Annotated in this window: 13 protein-coding genes, 1 tRNA gene and 1 riboswitch; of the genes, 7 read left to right on the top strand and 7 right to left on the bottom strand. The window is 62.9% G+C overall.

Going from position 1 to position 15,475, the window contains the following annotated elements:
* The first annotated feature begins 34 nt into the window (after positions 1 to 34).
* Positions 35 to 208: riboswitch (yybP-ykoY riboswitch) on the top strand.
* A gap of 21 nt (positions 209 to 229) precedes the next feature.
* Positions 230 to 808 carry a TMEM165/GDT1 family protein gene (locus U8326_RS07455; RefSeq protein WP_324743326.1) on the top strand — a complete coding sequence of 193 codons (579 nt, stop codon included), beginning with the start codon at positions 230 to 232 and terminating at the stop codon, positions 806 to 808.
* A 301-nt stretch (positions 809 to 1,109) separates the two neighbouring features.
* On the opposite strand, the gene U8326_RS07460 is transcribed toward U8326_RS07455, so the two are convergent.
* Both U8326_RS07460 and U8326_RS07465 read right to left on the bottom strand, forming a co-directional pair.
* A complete protein-coding gene (locus U8326_RS07460; RefSeq protein WP_324743327.1) occupies positions 1,110 to 2,444 on the bottom strand; it encodes a DEAD/DEAH box helicase in 1,335 nt (444 codons plus the stop codon).
* Positions 2,445 to 2,597: 153 nt separating this feature from the next.
* Entirely contained in the window at positions 2,598 to 3,200 is a 603-nt protein-coding gene (locus U8326_RS07465; protein ID WP_324743328.1) for a hypothetical protein, read from the bottom strand.
* 174 nt (positions 3,201 to 3,374) lie between these two features.
* On the opposite strand from U8326_RS07465, the gene U8326_RS07470 reads away from it, so the two are divergent.
* Positions 3,375 to 4,820, top strand: coding sequence for an FAD-binding oxidoreductase (locus U8326_RS07470; protein WP_324743329.1), 1,446 nt, complete (start codon positions 3,375 to 3,377; stop codon positions 4,818 to 4,820).
* Between the two features lie 70 nt (positions 4,821 to 4,890).
* The gene (locus tag U8326_RS07475) at positions 4,891 to 5,673 is read left to right on the top strand and encodes a SapC family protein (RefSeq protein WP_324743330.1); all 783 of its coding nucleotides are present in this window, start codon (positions 4,891 to 4,893) and stop codon (positions 5,671 to 5,673) included.
* 172 nt (positions 5,674 to 5,845) lie between these two features.
* Here U8326_RS07475 and U8326_RS07480 read toward each other — a convergent pair whose 3' ends face one another.
* Complete coding sequence (locus U8326_RS07480; RefSeq protein WP_324743331.1) at positions 5,846 to 6,808, bottom strand: N-formylglutamate amidohydrolase; 963 nt, start codon at positions 6,806 to 6,808, stop codon at positions 5,846 to 5,848.
* 121 nt (positions 6,809 to 6,929) lie between these two features.
* On the opposite strand from U8326_RS07480, the gene cpdR reads away from it, so the two are divergent.
* Together cpdR and U8326_RS07490 are read left to right on the top strand one after the other, a co-directional pair.
* Positions 6,930 to 7,304, top strand: coding sequence for a cell cycle two-component system response regulator CpdR (gene cpdR, locus U8326_RS07485; protein WP_324743332.1), 375 nt, complete (start codon positions 6,930 to 6,932; stop codon positions 7,302 to 7,304).
* 123 nt (positions 7,305 to 7,427) lie between these two features.
* Positions 7,428 to 7,502, top strand: a tRNA-Val gene (locus U8326_RS07490).
* A 67-nt stretch (positions 7,503 to 7,569) separates the two neighbouring features.
* On the opposite strand, the gene U8326_RS07495 is transcribed toward U8326_RS07490, so the two are convergent.
* Genes U8326_RS07495 through U8326_RS07505 form a run of 3 tightly spaced genes read right to left on the bottom strand, consistent with a single transcriptional unit; the run spans position 7,570 to position 11,112 of the window.
* Positions 7,570 to 8,817, bottom strand: a complete 1,248-nt coding sequence (locus U8326_RS07495) for a dihydrolipoamide acetyltransferase family protein (RefSeq protein ID WP_324743333.1) — start codon at positions 8,815 to 8,817, stop codon at positions 7,570 to 7,572.
* A 4-nt stretch (positions 8,818 to 8,821) separates the two neighbouring features.
* Entirely contained in the window at positions 8,822 to 9,826 is a 1,005-nt protein-coding gene (locus U8326_RS07500; RefSeq protein ID WP_324743550.1) for an alpha-ketoacid dehydrogenase subunit beta, read from the bottom strand.
* Positions 9,823 to 11,112, bottom strand: coding sequence for a 3-methyl-2-oxobutanoate dehydrogenase (2-methylpropanoyl-transferring) subunit alpha (locus U8326_RS07505; protein ID WP_324743334.1), 1,290 nt, complete (start codon positions 11,110 to 11,112; stop codon positions 9,823 to 9,825). The genes U8326_RS07500 and U8326_RS07505 overlap by 4 nt, the downstream gene beginning before the upstream one ends.
* A gap of 177 nt (positions 11,113 to 11,289) precedes the next feature.
* Between U8326_RS07505 and U8326_RS07510 the strand changes: the two genes are divergently transcribed.
* Positions 11,290 to 12,510: an NADP-dependent isocitrate dehydrogenase gene (locus tag U8326_RS07510; protein ID WP_324743335.1), complete on the top strand. Its 1,221-nt coding sequence runs from the start codon at positions 11,290 to 11,292 to the stop codon at positions 12,508 to 12,510.
* Positions 12,511 to 12,529: 19 nt separating this feature from the next.
* Here the strand turns inward: U8326_RS07510 and U8326_RS07515 are convergent, their stop codons facing one another.
* Positions 12,530 to 13,750, bottom strand: a complete 1,221-nt coding sequence (locus U8326_RS07515; protein ID WP_324743337.1) for an FAD-dependent oxidoreductase — start codon at positions 13,748 to 13,750, stop codon at positions 12,530 to 12,532.
* Between the two features lie 84 nt (positions 13,751 to 13,834).
* Here U8326_RS07515 and U8326_RS07520 point away from each other — a divergent pair, with 84 nt between their 5' ends.
* Positions 13,835 to 15,448, top strand: coding sequence for a bifunctional GNAT family N-acetyltransferase/carbon-nitrogen hydrolase family protein (locus tag U8326_RS07520; protein WP_324743338.1), 1,614 nt, complete (start codon positions 13,835 to 13,837; stop codon positions 15,446 to 15,448).
* Positions 15,449 to 15,475 lie beyond the last annotated feature (27 nt).

Genomic DNA, 15,475 nt, shown 5'->3' on the forward strand with positions numbered 1-15,475 from the left:
GCCGCTTGCGCTTGGCCCGCAGCCCGGCTAAGCGCGCGCCGTCATCTGGGGAGTAGCCAGCCGCTCGATCGAGCGGGCTCCCGCATCAACATGCTTGGCCGAGAGGCCATGGTGCGGGAGGAGCGGGTCACCGTTCGGGCGAGACCAATGGCATTGCGCTTCCGTTCGGGCCGGGCGGGACGCGCGATGTCGTTCGTCTTGTCGATTTCCCGGCCCCGGAGACTTTTTCATGGAAGCCTTTCTCACGTCGACAGCGGTCGTCGCGCTCGCGGAAATCGGCGACAAGACGCAGCTGCTGGCGATCGTGCTCGCGACCCGCTTCAAACGCCCGCTTCCCATCATCCTCGGCATTCTGGCGGCAACGCTGGGCAATCACTTCCTGGCGGCGCTGGTCGGGGGGATGGTCGCGAACATCCTCGACGGGCAATGGTTCCGCTATGCGGTCGCGATCTCCTTCATCCTGATGGCGGGATGGACGCTGATTCCCGACAAGTTCGAGGAGGAAGGGCAGCAGGTGGGGCGCTTCGGCGCCTTCCTCACCACGCTGATCGCCTTCTTCCTGGTGGAGATGGGCGACAAGACCCAGATCGCCACCGTGGCCCTTGGCGCGCAATTCCAGGCGGTGGGCTGGGTCACGATGGGAACGACGCTGGGCATGATGCTGGCCAATGTGCCCGCGGTGTTCCTGGGCAATGAACTGATCAAGCGCGTGCCGCTCAGGACGGTGCGGATCATCGCCGCGCTGCTGTTCCTGGCCATCGGCATCTGGCTGCTGGCGCAGACGGCCGGATTGTTCACAACCCGCTGACTGAGGGGTGATCGAACCGAGGGGGACGGCACGCCCATGCCACGCCAAGCAAGGCGGCATGGGTGCGGGCCGGGGGTTTCCTACAAGCCTGCGAACTGCCATGGAAACGACGGCTTGTCCCCCGGCTCTTTCCCAGCGTTGTATTCACCGCAAGGCGCGGCAATGGCGGCATTGCGCGCGCCCGATCCGGCCTCGATCCGAGGCTGAGGTTTTTTCGCTATAACAGTGTCAACCCTGTCACCCCCCCCCCCCGGCGGAGAAAGGACGCGCCGGGTTCAGACCCCAGGTTCAGACCCCAGGTTCAGACCAAGGCGGAGATGTTGAGAAAACCGGGCACCGGGCCATTCCAGCCGGCCGGTTCCGATCCGCCTGCTGCATCGTCCGGCTCGGCTTCAGCGGCGGCCTTGCGCTGCCGTCCGCCCGAAGGCTGGCGCTCGGGGCGCTTGCCCTTCTCGCTGCGGCGGGGTTTGTCCCTTGCCGCCGGTCTGGAGGATTGCGCGGGTTCCTCGGCGACTTCCGGCTCCCCGGCCGTGAAGAGCGGGATTTGCATCCCGGTCAGCTTCTCGACATTGGCGATGGCCTCGGCGTCTTCCTCGGCCACGAAGGTAAAGGCCCGCCCGGTTGCGCCCGCCCGGCCCGTCCGTCCGATGCGATGGACGTAATCGTCGGGATGCCAGGGCGTATCGAAGTTGAAGACGTGGCTCACGCCCTTGATGTCCAGCCCGCGCGCGGCGACATCGCTGGCGCAGAGGATATTGATCTCGCCGTCCTTGAACCGCCGCAGCTCCGCCAGGCGGGCCGGCTGGTCCATGTCCCCGTGGATTTCGCCCACCGCGAAGCCGTGGCGCTTGAGGCTCTTGGCCAGCTCCCGCACCGTCGTCTTGCGATTGGCGAAGACGATCGCGGTGTTGACATCGTCCGTGCGCAACAGGTGGCGAAGCAATTCGCGCTTCTTGCGGGGCGAGACCATCACCTTGTGCTGGGCGATATTGATGTTGGCGCTCGCCGGGCGGGCGACCTCGATCGACTTGGGATTGGTCAGGAAGCGATCCGCCAGCTTCTTGATCGGCGCCGGCATCGTCGCCGAGAACAGCAGCGTCTGGCGATTGGACGGCAGCTTGGTGCAGATATGCTCGATATCCGGAATGAAGCCCATGTCGAGCATCCGGTCCGCTTCGTCGATCACCAGCAGATCGCATCCCGTGAGGAGAATCTTCCCCCGCTCGAACAGATCCATCAGCCGCCCGGGGGTGGCGATCAGCACGTCCACGCCCTCGTTCAGCGCCTTGACCTGATCGCCCATCTGCACCCCGCCGATCAGCAGGGCCATCCGCAGATCGTGGTTGGTGCCGTATTTCTCGAAATTCTCGGCGACCTGGGCGGCAAGCTCCCGGGTCGGCTCGAGGATCAGCGAACGCGGCATCAGCGCGCGGCGGCGGCCATGGGCAAGGATGTCGATCATCGGCAGAACGAAGCTGGCTGTCTTGCCCGTGCCCGTCTGGGCGATGCCGATGATGTCCTTCATCATCAGCACGTTCGGGATCGCCTGCGCCTGTATCGGCGTAGGCGTGTCATAGCCGGCTGCCTGCACAGCCTGCAGCAATTCATTGGAAAGGCCGAGATCGGCAAACTTCATAGGCGTGGCATTTTCCGGATAGGGCGGCCGCCAGTCACAGCAGCGGCCCGGTTGCCGCGAAGCCGAAAGGCCATCGCGAAGGCAGCCGCGCCATTTGCTCAACCGGCGGCAAAAGTCAAGAAAAGCCGCGTGGCGGCCTGATGCCGGCTCCGCTCAGTCGCGCACCGGCACGAGGCGATGCAACTTGCGCAGCTCGCACTTGGTGCCGGAACGGGATTGGAGAACGTCGCGGCCGCTGCAGATCAGCCCGTCGTCGCCGCGTTCCACATAAAAGCCGGAATAGAAATCCCGGGCGCTGCAGCCCTTCTCCAATGTGGCGCTTACCAGTTGCCGGTCGCGCATGAACAGCATCAGGCGATTGCTTCCCTGGACCTGCGCGCCGCCGATCTCGCGAATGGGCACGCATTTCGCCATGCCTTTTTCCTTGAAGCGCGGCGGCAGCCCATTCTGCGGCAGGCTTGCCAGCATGTCTCCGTTCTCGACCGGCCGGCGCGGCGCGATCCGGATGATGACCCTGCGCTCGATCCTGACCTGCGACTGCGGCAATGGGCGATAGGCCTCGGTCAAGCCCCGCCACACTTCGCCCTGCATGGCGCCGCCGCCGAATTCGTGCAGCCTCTCGGGAAACGGCGCTTCCTGTTCGGCGGCCAGCCGGCGGCCGGCATCATCGCCGTTCGGCAAGACGGCAAGCGGCTGGCTCACCGGCTCCGCGCCAAACATCAGGGCAAGGGCAACAAGGGAAGAGAAGCTTTGCATTCCGTTCGAACCGAAGCTCCGGATTGGCATAAGGCAGAGGGCGCAGTCCAGCCACGAAACTGACGATATATCGCCCCTAACACATATCCTTGAATGGCGGCTTAACCTCGCCGAGCGGCGGCTGGCCTTGCATCGGGCTGGAGAAATGGCGGCGATGGGTGCATAGGCATCGGCATGGCAGAGACGGACATTCTCGAAGCGGCGACGGCGATCCTCGGCCCGCGCGGCCTCACCCGGGACCCGGAGATCATGGAATCCTGGCTGACCGATTGGCGCGGGGTATATACCGGCGCGGCGCTTGCCCTCGCCTCGCCCGCCTCGACCGAGGAAGTCTGCGCGCTGGTCCGGTATTGCGCGGAAAACAACGTTCCGATCGTCCCGCAAGGGGGCAACAGCGGCATGGTCGGCGGGGCCACGCCGGATCGCAGCGGCCAGTCGATCCTGCTGTCCCTGCGGCGCATGAACGCGATTCGCGAACTCGATCCCGCCGCCCGGCAGGTGGTCTGCGAAGCCGGGGTGGTGCTGCAAACCCTGCATGAGGCGGCCGCCCAACACGATCTTCGCTTTCCGCTGACGCTCGGCGGCAAGGGATCGGCCACCGTCGGCGGCCTGATCTCGACCAATGCGGGGGGCACGCAGGTCCTGAGACACGGCTGCATGCGCTCCCAGGTGCTGGGAATCGAAGCGGTGCTGGCCGATGGCAGCCGGTTCAACGCCCTCACGGCATTGAAAAAGGACAATCGCGGCTTCGATCTCAAGCAGCTCTTCATCGGCTCGGAAGGAACGCTGGGGATAGTGACCGCCGCGACGCTGCGGCTGCTCCCGGCCGTTGCGGATCGGGCCGTGCTCTGGGCCGCCGTCGACGATCTGCAGGCCGCCCGGGCGCTTCTGCTGCATTTCGAAACCGAGGCAGGCTCCGCGATGGAAGGTTTCGAAGTGCTGCCCGCGCATAGTCTTTCCGCCGTCCTCGCCCATGTGCCGGGCACGCGCAGCCCCCTGGCGGGCGATCATCCCTGGCACTGCCTGATAGAACTGGTGGCCGACGGCAGAAACGCCGCGGATCTGCCCGATCTGGCAAGCGCCGCCCTCTCATCGGCCTTACGGCAGGGAATGGTGCGCGACGCGACCATCGCCGCGAACGAAACCCAGGCGGAGGCGTTCTGGCTTCTGCGCGATTCCATCGCCGCGGCGGAGCGGGCGCTGGGGCCGGCCGTGCAGCACGACATCTCTGTCGCGGTGGATCGGATGCCGGATTTCGTCGATCATGCCGCGCGCGAGATCGAGCAGGCCCATGCCGGAACCAGGGTTATCGCATTCGGCCATCTGGGCGACGGAAATGTGCATCTGCATGTGCTGGCGCCCGAAGGCGCGGTTCATGGCGACTGGCAACGCGGCGCGGGCAAGCTCATCAGCGCCCATGTCTATGAAATGGTCACCGGATGGGGCGGATCGATCAGCGCCGAGCACGGCATCGGGCAAGCCAAGCGCGATGAGCTTTCCCGCCTGGGAGATCCGGTTGCGATCGATCTGATGCGCCGGGTCAAACAAGCGCTGGATCCGGGGGATATCCTCAATCCGGGGAAGCTCGTTCCTCTTGCACCGGGTTTGAACAATCCTTAAAGCCGCCGCTTCGTGCAAGCGACGTCATATCACATGCCGTTAGTAAGACAGCCAGTTTTGGAGAGTTTCCATGGCCACCGCGCCGTCCAACCAGTTGCCCCTGTTCTACAAGGATCTCACCCCGCTCAACAGCCGTGACCACGGCACATGGCATACGCGTTCGGTCGAGAAGGCCGCATGGCTTGTCAATCAGCACGCCATTCCGCTCACCGTGGAGGAATTTCCCCAGGCGCAGCGCCATTATCCGATCATTTTCAGCATCGGCGACAATCCTGTTCCGCTCGGCCTCATGGGCCTCAATGAAGGGGTGAACACCTTTGTCGAAGAAGATGGCACGATCCTGGATAATGCCTATGTTCCGGCCTATGCGCGCCGCTATCCCTTCCTGCTCGCCAAGCTGACGCCGAACACGGACGAACTATCTTTGTGCTTCGATCCGGGCAGCGAGCTGGTGGGCGAATTCAAGGAAGGCGAAGCGCTGTTCGAAGCCAACGAGCCGAGTCAGCGCACCAAGGAAATGCTCGAATTCTGCCAGCGGTTCGAACAGGCGGGCATCCGGACGACCAATTTCGTTCAGGAATTGAAGGACAACGGCCTGCTGATCGACGGTGAAGTCGCCATTCGCCAGTCGGGCGCGGAAGACAAGCCGTTCCTCTATCGCGGCTTCCAGATGGTCGACGAGAAGAAGCTACGCAAAGTGCGCGGCGATCAGCTCCGCAAGCTCAACGAGAGCGGCGCCCTGGCGCTGATCTACGCCCATTTGTTTTCGCTGGACCTGCTGCGCAGCGTGTTCACGCGCCAGCTGAATCAGGGCAAGGGTCCGCTGGCGGAGGCATTGAAAGCCAAGAATTGAGCTGGGCTGGTTCAACTTCATGCGGGCGCACTTGCAAGGTGGCCCGGAAGTAACTATCTTGGCAAAGCTGGCCGGGTATTCCCTCATGACCCGGTTGGCAGGGTGCATTCGTTGCACCTTCCTCCCTGAACCTTGGCCACCCCGTGAGAATTCACGGGGTGGTTTTTTGATTCTACTCCGCCGCGATGTCCATCGTTCCACCCGGCAAGCTGCGCCCGCGGCTCCTCGCGGCGATTTCCTCGGCCAGAATTTTCACCAATCCTGAGATCATGTCGGCTATCGCGGGAAGCTGCGGCGATGGTTCCGCAAGGCGATGGTCCAGATACAGCGAGCGGCAGACTTCAACCTGGATCGCGTGAATCCCCCTGGCAGGATCACCGTGGCGATCCAGCACATATCCGCCCGCATATGGCCGGTTATACGCCGCGAAGACCCCTTCCCCCGCAAGATAATCGAAGGCCGAGGAGATCAGCGAACCGGAGCAGGACCCTCCGAATCTGTCGCCCACCACCAGTTCCGCCCTGTTCCTGCCGGCGGCAACCGGCAGCGGGGGCATGGAATGCAGATCGAGCAGCAGCGCCTCACCCCAATGAGCGGCAACGGAAGCCAACAGCTTCGACAGCGCATCATGATAAGGCCTGTGAATGCCCGCTATTCGCGCGTCGAGCGCCGCGCGTTCGAGCGGGTTTCTCCAGATTTCGCCGGTTCCGCCCAAGCGCCTTGGAACCAGCCCCAGCCCGCCCCGCACACGCACGCCGCCAATCTTGGCGATGTCATCGGATGGAGTGTCGCCCGCGATCATGTCCCAATCGATGTCATCGAGAGAGCGATTCAGATCTATCATCGCGCGAGGAGCATCGGCGACAATCAGCACAGCCCCGGTTTGCCGCGCCACCGCAACGGCGATCCGATCCACATGGCGATCCTCGAGGCGCAGGCAGGTAAGCCCCGGATTGCGCATTTCGCCAAGCAGCGATTCGGAATAGGCCCTTCCGGCATGCGGCACCGCGATGACGATCGGGATCGGCAAGGGCCTGCGCGCCTCTATGCGAAAGGCCGGCTGATGTTCGAGCCCCGGTATGAATCCGCAATCCACGATGCGCGAATCACCGATTTTCTGAAGTTTCCGGGGCATGAGGCGATGCTGGCTTCGTTTGGGCCTTGTGTCAAAGCTGGCCAATCTCTTTTTGGCATGAGATTATTAAGAGGGTTCGCGCTATCGAGTGGGCTTGGCGCTCTACAAGGATGGGAAGTAAATGATCCGTATTCTGCTGGCGGAAGACGACGAGGCTATGCGCGGCTACCTTGCTCGCGCCCTCGAGAATGCCGGCTATGAGGTTGTCGCGGTGGATCGCGGCACTGCGGCGGTGCCGTTGCTGGAACAGGAGCATTTCGACCTGCTGCTTTCCGACATCGTCATGCCTGAAATGGACGGGATCGAGCTTGCCCAGCTTTGCGCCGAGATCGCTCCACGCACCAAGGTGATGTTCATTACGGGCTTTGCCGCCGTAACCATGAAGGCAAGCCGGGAAACGCCGGGAACCAAGGTGCTTTCGAAGCCCTTTCACCTCAAGGATCTCGTGATGGAGGTGGAGCGGATCTTCGACGATCAGTGGACCGCGCGCATCTGACAGTGGTCCGCGCCGGACGTGCCGAAAGCGCGATAAATGCTCCTTGCATCCCGCTGGGCTGATCGCTAAACGCGCAACCCTGCCGGACACGAAGGTCTCTTCACCGGCTCGCAAGAATGACGTGGGCGTATAGCTCAGTGGTAGAGCACTGTGTTGACATCGCAGGGGTCGGAAGTTCAATCCTTCCTACGCCCACCATTCTTCTCTTTCCGAAAAGTCTCCGGGAACCAGCAGCTTGGCTCTGCAAGTTCATGTTTCGCCTGGATCAGGCGAACAGCAGCGCCGGCGTCTCAAACATCTCCCTGACAGCCTGAATGAAGGATGCGGGGTCGTGTCCGTCGATGATCCTGTGGTCGCAGCTGATCGACAGGTTCATGATCTTGCGCGGCTCGAATCGATCCGCCACCCAGACCGGCCGTTCGGCAATGCGGTTCGGCGCCAATATCGCCACTTCGGGGCGGTTGATGATCGGCGTCGAAGCGATTCCGCCCAATTTCCCGAGCGAGCTGATGGAAATAGTGGAACCGCTCAGCTCATCCTTGCGCAGGCGGCCCGCGCGCGCGCCTGCCGCCACATGAGAGATCGCGCCGGAGAGCTGCCAGATATTCATCTGGTGCGCATCGCGGATGACCGGGACCATCAAGCCCTTGTCGGTCTGCGTGGCGATGCCGGCATGCACCGCGCCATATTGGGTGACGATGCCTGAATCGTCGTCATAATGCGCATTCATCATGGGGAAGTCACCCAATGCCCTGCACATCGCGAGCACGAGAAAGGGCAGCAGCGTCAATTTGGGGGCACTCTCTTCCCGGCCATTCAGGACGGAGCGAAGGCGCTCCAGTTCGGTGACATCGATCTCCTCGACATAAGTGAAATGCGGGATGTGCCGTTTCAATTCAGCCATGCGCAGCGCGATCTGCCTGCGCATCCCCTGAACCGGAAACTGCCGGTCAGCACGCTCCTCCGCAGGCAAATCGGGCCGTGCGGCACGGCCGCCGAGAAGAAATGCGTCGAGATCGGCATGATGAATCTGCCCATCGGGCGCGGGGACCGCCGACAATTCGATGCCGAGCTGTTTCGCCCGCTTTCGGACCGCCGGCGACGCCAGCACCTGTCCTTCGCGCCGCTCGCCGAAGGTCCCGACTGTCTCGGATTGCACAGTTGCCTCTGAGGCATCCTCCGAATCCAGCGGCGGCTTGTCGGACTGCCCGGATGGTCGGGCAGCCACGGCGGGTTCTTCCATTCCCTGCCCAGCGGAACTCGCCTGGTCTTCGTCCGTCTCGATCACCACCAGCACGGACCCGATCGGCAGGATATCGCCGACCTTGCCGCCCACTTCGGTGATTATCCCGGCCCTCGGCGTCTCCAGATCGACCGTGGCCTTGTCGGTCATGGCGGAAGCCACCAGCTGGTCTTCCTCCACCCGGTCGCCCACGGCCACATGCCATTCGACGATTTCGGCCTCTGCGACGCCTTCGCCAATATCCGGAAGCTTGAATTCGAACCTCGGCATAGCGCTAATCCTGCATCAGTCGATCCAGGGCCTCGCCGATCCGGATCGGCCCCGGGAAATACGCCCATTCCAGCGAATGGGGATATGGCGTGTCGAAGCCGGTCACCCGTTCGATCGGCGCTTCGAGATGATAGAAGCAGCGCTCCTGCACCAGGGCCGACAGCTCCGCGCCGAAGCCGCTCGTCCGGGTAGCTTCGTGAATAATCAGGCAGCGGCCCGTCTTCCTGACCGAAGCCTCGATCGCTTCGATGTCGAGCGGCAGCAGGGTCCTGAGATCGATCAGTTCCCCATTGATCCCACGGTCTTCGAGGACCTGCCCGGCGACATGCACCATCGTTCCATATGTCAGGATCGTGCATTCATCCCCCTCGCGCACGATCTTCGCCTTCCCCAGCGGTATTCTGAAATATTCCTCGTCGACATCGGCATCGGGATGATCGGCCCAGCTCCTCGCAGGCTGATCGTATTTGCCGTTGAACGGCCCGTTATAGCAGCGCTTGGGCTCCATGAAGATCACCGGATCGTTGTCCTCGATGGCGGCGATCAGCAGGCCCTTGGCGTCGCGGGGGGTGGACGGCACAACCGTCTTGATGCCGGAAATATGGGTGAACAGGCTCTCCGGGGACTGGCTGTGCGTCTGCCCGCCGAAAATGCCGCCTCCGAACGGCACGCGGACCGTCATCGGGCAGATGAAGTCCCCCGCCGAACGATATCTGATCCGGGCCGCTTCGCTGATGATCTGATCCAGGCCGGGATAGATGTAATCGGCAAACTGGATTTCCGGCACGGGGCGCAATCCATAGGCAGCCATTCCGATTGCCGCGCCGATGATCCCGCATTCGCTGATGGGGGTATCGAAGCAGCGTTGCTTGCCGAATTCCGCCTGCAAGCCGGCGGTGACCCGGAACACGCCGCCGAAATATCCCACATCCTCGCCCAGCACGACGATGCGATCATCCCGTGCCATCATCACGCGAAGCGCGCTGTTGATAGCCTGGACCATCGTCATTCGGGCCACTTCAGCTTCCTTTCGTGAATGGCCTGGGCGCATTGCTCCTTCAGGTGCCACGGCAGTTTCTCGAACACATCCTGGAACATGGTCTGGTCGGGCTGGTGAAGGCCATGGCCGAGGATGCCATTGCGCTCCGCCTCCTTCTGGGCGGCCTGCACTTCCCTCGCCACTTCCAGATCCATCGCCTCTTGCCGTTCCGCGTCCCAGATGCCCTCCGCGATGCAATGGCGCTTGAGGCGGGTGATCGGGTCGCCCAGCGGCCACTCCTCCCGTTCCTGCGCGCTGCGATAGGCGGACGGATCATCCGATGTGCTGTGCGCCTCCGCCCGATAGGTGAAAAGCTCGATCAGCGAGGGGCCGAGGTTCAACCTCGCCCGGTCGGCCGCCCAGCGGGTTGCCGCATAGACCGCCAGTATGTCGTTCCCGTCAACCCGCAAACCGGGGATGCCGTAACCGATGGCCCGCGCCGCGAAGGTGGTCCGCTCGCTTCCCGCAAATCCTGAAAAGCTGGAAATAGCATATTGATTGTTCACTACATTGAAAATGCATGGGGCATTGTAGACGGCGGCGAAGGTGAGGCCGTTGTGGAAATCCCCTTCCGAGGTGGAGCCTTCCCCGCACCATGCGGCGGCGATGCGGGTGTCGCCCTTCGAGGCGCTGGCCATCGCCCAGCCGACCGCTTGCGGATATTGCGTGGTGAGATTGCCGGAGATCGTGAAGAAGCCATGGCTCTTCGCGGAATACATGATCGGCAGCTGGCGCCCCATCAGCGGATCGAGCCGGTTGGAATAGATCTGGTTCATCATCCGCTCGATCGGATAATCGCGCGCGATCAATATTCCCGGCTGGCGGTAGCTGGGAAAGCACATGTCCTCGCGGTCAAGCGCCAGGGCGGCCCCGATGGATACCGCCTCCTCGCCGGTCGACTTGACATAGAAACTGGTCTTGCCCTGCCTTTGCGCCCGAAACATCCGGTCGTCGAACGCCCGTATCAACGCCATCTTGCGCAGCATCAGCAGCAGCGTGTCGGGATCGAGCCGGGGATTCCAGCTGCCCACCGCCCGATTGCCGTCGTCCAGCACGCGGATCAGGCCATAGGCCAGCGCATGCATCCCCCCTGCCTCGGCCGTTTCGTCGGGCCGTGGGATCGCGTCAGGCTCGGGTATCTTGAGATAGCTGTAATCGACCTTGTCGCCGGGGCGGAAATGCGGTTCCGGAACATGCAGGCTCAAGGGAGGGCGGTTGGCAGCCCCCTTGCCGGCTTCCATGTCATCCCGTTTCATCGCGCACTACCGCCCTCTCGATGCTTCAACGCGTCAGCATAAAAACCTATCCTGCCTTTCCGGCCGGCACCACCCTGGTCGGCCATGTTTCGTAACATCCCGGCTGCTTGCGCGCCTTGCGCCTGCCCGCGCACCTGCTAAGAGGCCCGCAGATCATCGCGGATTGACAGGACGGATATGGCAAAGATCAAGGTTAAGAACCCCGTTGTCGAAATCGACGGCGACGAGATGACTCGGATCATATGGGAATGGATTCGCGAGCGCCTGATCCTCCCCTATCTCGACATTGATCTGAAATATTACGATCTTTCCATTGAAAAGCGGGACGAAACCGACGACCAGATCACGGTCGACGCCGCCAATGCGATCAAGGAATTCGGCGTCGGCGTGAAATGCGCGACCATCACCCCCGACGAAGCCCGCGTCGAGGAATTCAGCCTCAAAAGCATGTGGAAATCGCCCAACGGCACCATCCGCAATATCCTGGGCGGCGTGGTCTTCCGCGAACCGATCGTCATCAAGAACGTGCCTCGCCTGGTGCCGGGCTGGACCGACCCGATCGTGGTCGGACGCCATGCCTTCGGCGACCAGTACAAAGCAACCGACACCCTTATCCCCGGCCCCGGCAAGCTGCGCCTCGTGTTCGAAGGCGATGACGGCAAGAACATCGATCTGGAGGTGTTCCAGTTCCCCAGCTCCGGCGTCGCCATGGCGATGTACAATCTGGACGATTCGATCCGCGACTTCGCCCGCGCATCCATGAATTACGGCCTGGGCCTCGGCTGGCCGGTATATCTTTCCACCAAGAACACGATCCTCAAGGCCTATGACGGCCGCTTCAAGGATCTGTTCGAGGAAATCTACCAGAACGAGTTCAAGGCGCAGTTCGAGGCCAAGGGCATCACTTACGAGCACCGCCTGATCGACGACATGGTGGCCAGCGCCCTGAAATGGAGCGGCAAGTTCGTCTGGGCCTGCAAGAACTACGATGGCGACGTCCAGTCCGATACGGTCGCCCAGGGCTTCGGCTCGCTCGGCCTCATGACTTCGGTGCTGATGTCTCCGGACGGCAAGACGGTGGAAGCGGAAGCCGCCCACGGCACCGTTACCCGTCACTATCGCCAGCATCAGCAAGGCAAGGCGACCTCCACCAATCCGATCGCGTCCATCTTCGCCTGGACCCGCGGCCTGATCTATCGCGGCCGCTTCGACGATACGCCGGATGTGGTGCGGTTTGCCGAAACGCTCGAGCGCGTCTGCATCGAGACTGTCGAAGGCGGGCAGATGACCAAGGATCTCGCCCTGCTGATCGGCCCGGAACAGAGCTGGATGACCACCGAGAAATTCTTCGAGGCAATCGTGGAAAATCTCGAGCGGGAAATGAACAAGCAGGGCTGATCGCCTGGGCCTGAGAAGCCTAAAGCTTCGCAGGCGACCGCACATGCTCGCGGCGTATGCCGAGGCCGATGATCCGGCCCGGTATGCGCCGGAGCAGCGGAATACGGTCGAGAGCACGGACCAGGAAAGGCGCACGGGCGACAGGCTCCGCGCCTTTTTCCAATAGCGGCGCAATCAGCCGGTCCTGCGCTAGCTTCTGCCCGGCCTGAATGACGCGGGTCGGCAACAGGCGCCGTGTCCTGACCCGTGGCAGCAGCGCGTCTATCGAGCCGCCGCGAGCCAGCGGGCCGGCAAGTATGTTGGCCGCGGCCACCGCATCCTGAATGGCCAGATTGATGCCGATGCCCCCGATCGGGCTCATCGCATGGGCGGCATCGCCAATCGCCAGAAGCCCGGGCCGATGCCAGACCGTCAGCCGGTCCAGGGCCACGTTGAGGACGTGCAGATCATCCGCCTCGAGCGTTTCGGTGCCGGGAAACGACAGATCGGGGAACGCCTCGGCGATGCGGGCCACCACCCAACCCGCGCCCATTCTGCGGACATCATCGGCCTGCCCCTTGCCCACGACGAAAGCGCATTGCCAGTAATCCCTGCGATCTATCAGCACCACCAGCCGCCCGGCCTCGAACGAGCCACGCAATACGCCGCCGCTGGCCGAAGATTTCGGCAAGCGCAGCCAGATCACGTCCATCGGCGCGCCAAGCGTTTCGACCGGAAGAAGCTGCAAAGCCCTGACCAGCGACGACCGCCCATCCGCCGCGATCACCAGCCTGCTTGCGTGGCGTTCCGAGCCATCGGCCAGGCGGACACCGGCGACCCTGTCGCCTTCCATGATGAAATCGGCAACGGGGGCCTCCATCTCCAGCCTGAAGAACGGGAAACGGGAAGCCTCATCGCGCAGAAAGTCCAGGAACTCCCACTGTGGCATCATGGCTATGAAAGGCGCAGGCGTCGCCAGATGGGCAAGGTCGCCAATGACCCAGTCGCGGCCCGCGATGCGTATTTCCGCACTGCTCAGGCGATCATGCGGCCTCTGGAGAAAACGCTCGAGCAGCCCGAGCTGATGCAGGATTTCCATGGTGGATGGGTGGACGGTGTCTCCGCGAAAATCGCGGAAGAAATCGCCATGCTTCTCAAGCACCAGGGTGGAAACGCCCGCCCGCGCGAAAAGCAGCCCGGCCATCATCCCGGCGGGGCCGCCGCCGACTATGAGCACATCGGGTCTGCCGCCGTCATCCATGACGTGACATATGCGCTTCGTGCGGTTTACACGCAAAGCCTATCGGCCGGCAGCCCAGCCGAAATTCCTCGTCCGGAGTAAGATATGCCCGCAAACCAGGCCAAGGCCCGCCTCGAAGTCCGCCAGGCCAGACCCGGCGATGTGGCGGCCATCGCGGCCCTGGTGCGCCGCGCCTATGATGACCTGCCGCCCTACACCTTTGGCGAAATCCGCGGGCAATTGAACAACTTCCCTGAAGGCTGCTTTGTCGCCAAGCTCGATGGCAAGCTGGTGGGATACTGCGCTTCCCTGCGCATTTCGGGCAATACGGCGCTGAAGCCGCATAGCTGGGACGAGATCACGGGCAATGGCTTCGGCAGCCGTCACGATCCGACCGGCGACTGGCTCTATGGCTATGAAATGTGCGTCGATCCGAAGGTGCGCGGCACCCGCATCGGGCGCAGGCTCTATGAGGAACGCCGCGCCCTGGCGGAGCAGCTCGAACTCTCGGGGATCGTCTTCGGCGGCCGGATGCCGAACCTGCGCCGCATGTGGCGCAAGGTGGACGGTCCGCGCGATTATCTGGACAAGGTGATCTCGGGCAAGCTCCACGATCCGGTCCTGCGCTTCCAGCTCGCCAACGGGTTCGAGCCGATCGGCATCCTCGAGAAATATCTGCCGGAGGACAAGAAATCCAAGAGCTACGCCGTTCACATGGTGTGGCGCAATCCTTTCGTGGACACGGACAAGCCGCAGAAGCAGCGGGTTCCGCGCGGGGTCGAAAGCGTCCGGATCGCGACCTGCCAGTTGCAGGCCCGGGCCGTGGCGGATTACGACGAGTTCATCAGGCAGATCGAATATTTCGTCGATGTGGCATCCGATTACGAGTCGGACTTCATAGTCTTTCCCGAATTGTTCACGCTGATGCTGCTGTCGTTCGAGGAGCAGGAGCTTTCCCCGCTGGAGGCGATCGAAACCCTCTCGCGCTACACCCCGCGCATACGCAAGGCGCTGTCGGAAATGGCGCTGAACTACAATATCAACATCGTTGGCGGATCGCACCCGACCCGGATGGAAGACGGCGACATCCACAATGTCGCCCATGTCTGCCTGCGCGACGGATCGGTGCATGAGCAGGAGAAGATCCATCCCACTCCGAACGAAGCCTATTGGTGGAACATCAAGGGCGGCGATTCCATCGACGTGATCCCCACCGATTGCGGCCCGATCGGGGTGCTGATCTGCTACGACAGCGAATTTCCGGAGCTTGCCCGGCGCCTGGTCGACGAAGGGGCGCGGATCATTTTCATCCCCTTCTGCACCGACAGCCGGCAGGGCTACATGCGGGTGCGCTACTGCGCACAGGCCCGGGCGGTCGAGAACCAGTGCTTCGTGGTGATGAGCGGCAATGTCGGCAACCTGCCCAATGTCGGCAATATGGACATCCAATATGCGCAGAGCTGCATTCTCACGCCATGCGACTTCCCCTTCGCGCGCGACGGGATAGCCGCCGAGGCGAGCGAAAATGTGGAAACCCTGACGATCAGCGAAGTGAATCTGGCCGATCTCAGCTGGGCCAGGGCGGAAGGAACCGTGCGCAACCTGGCGGACCGGCGCTTCGATCTCTACCGCATCGAATGGGATGGCCGCGTGGGATCGGCGGGCCGCGATCCGGCCGGGCCGCCGCCCTCGCACAAGGGCGGGCCGGGCGGCGGTTAAAATAGCGGGCAAAAGCACCGGAATGCT

The sequence above is a fragment of the Tsuneonella sp. CC-YZS046 genome (genome assembly GCF_035581365.1).
Classification (GTDB): Bacteria; Pseudomonadota; Alphaproteobacteria; order Sphingomonadales; family Sphingomonadaceae; genus JAWKXU01.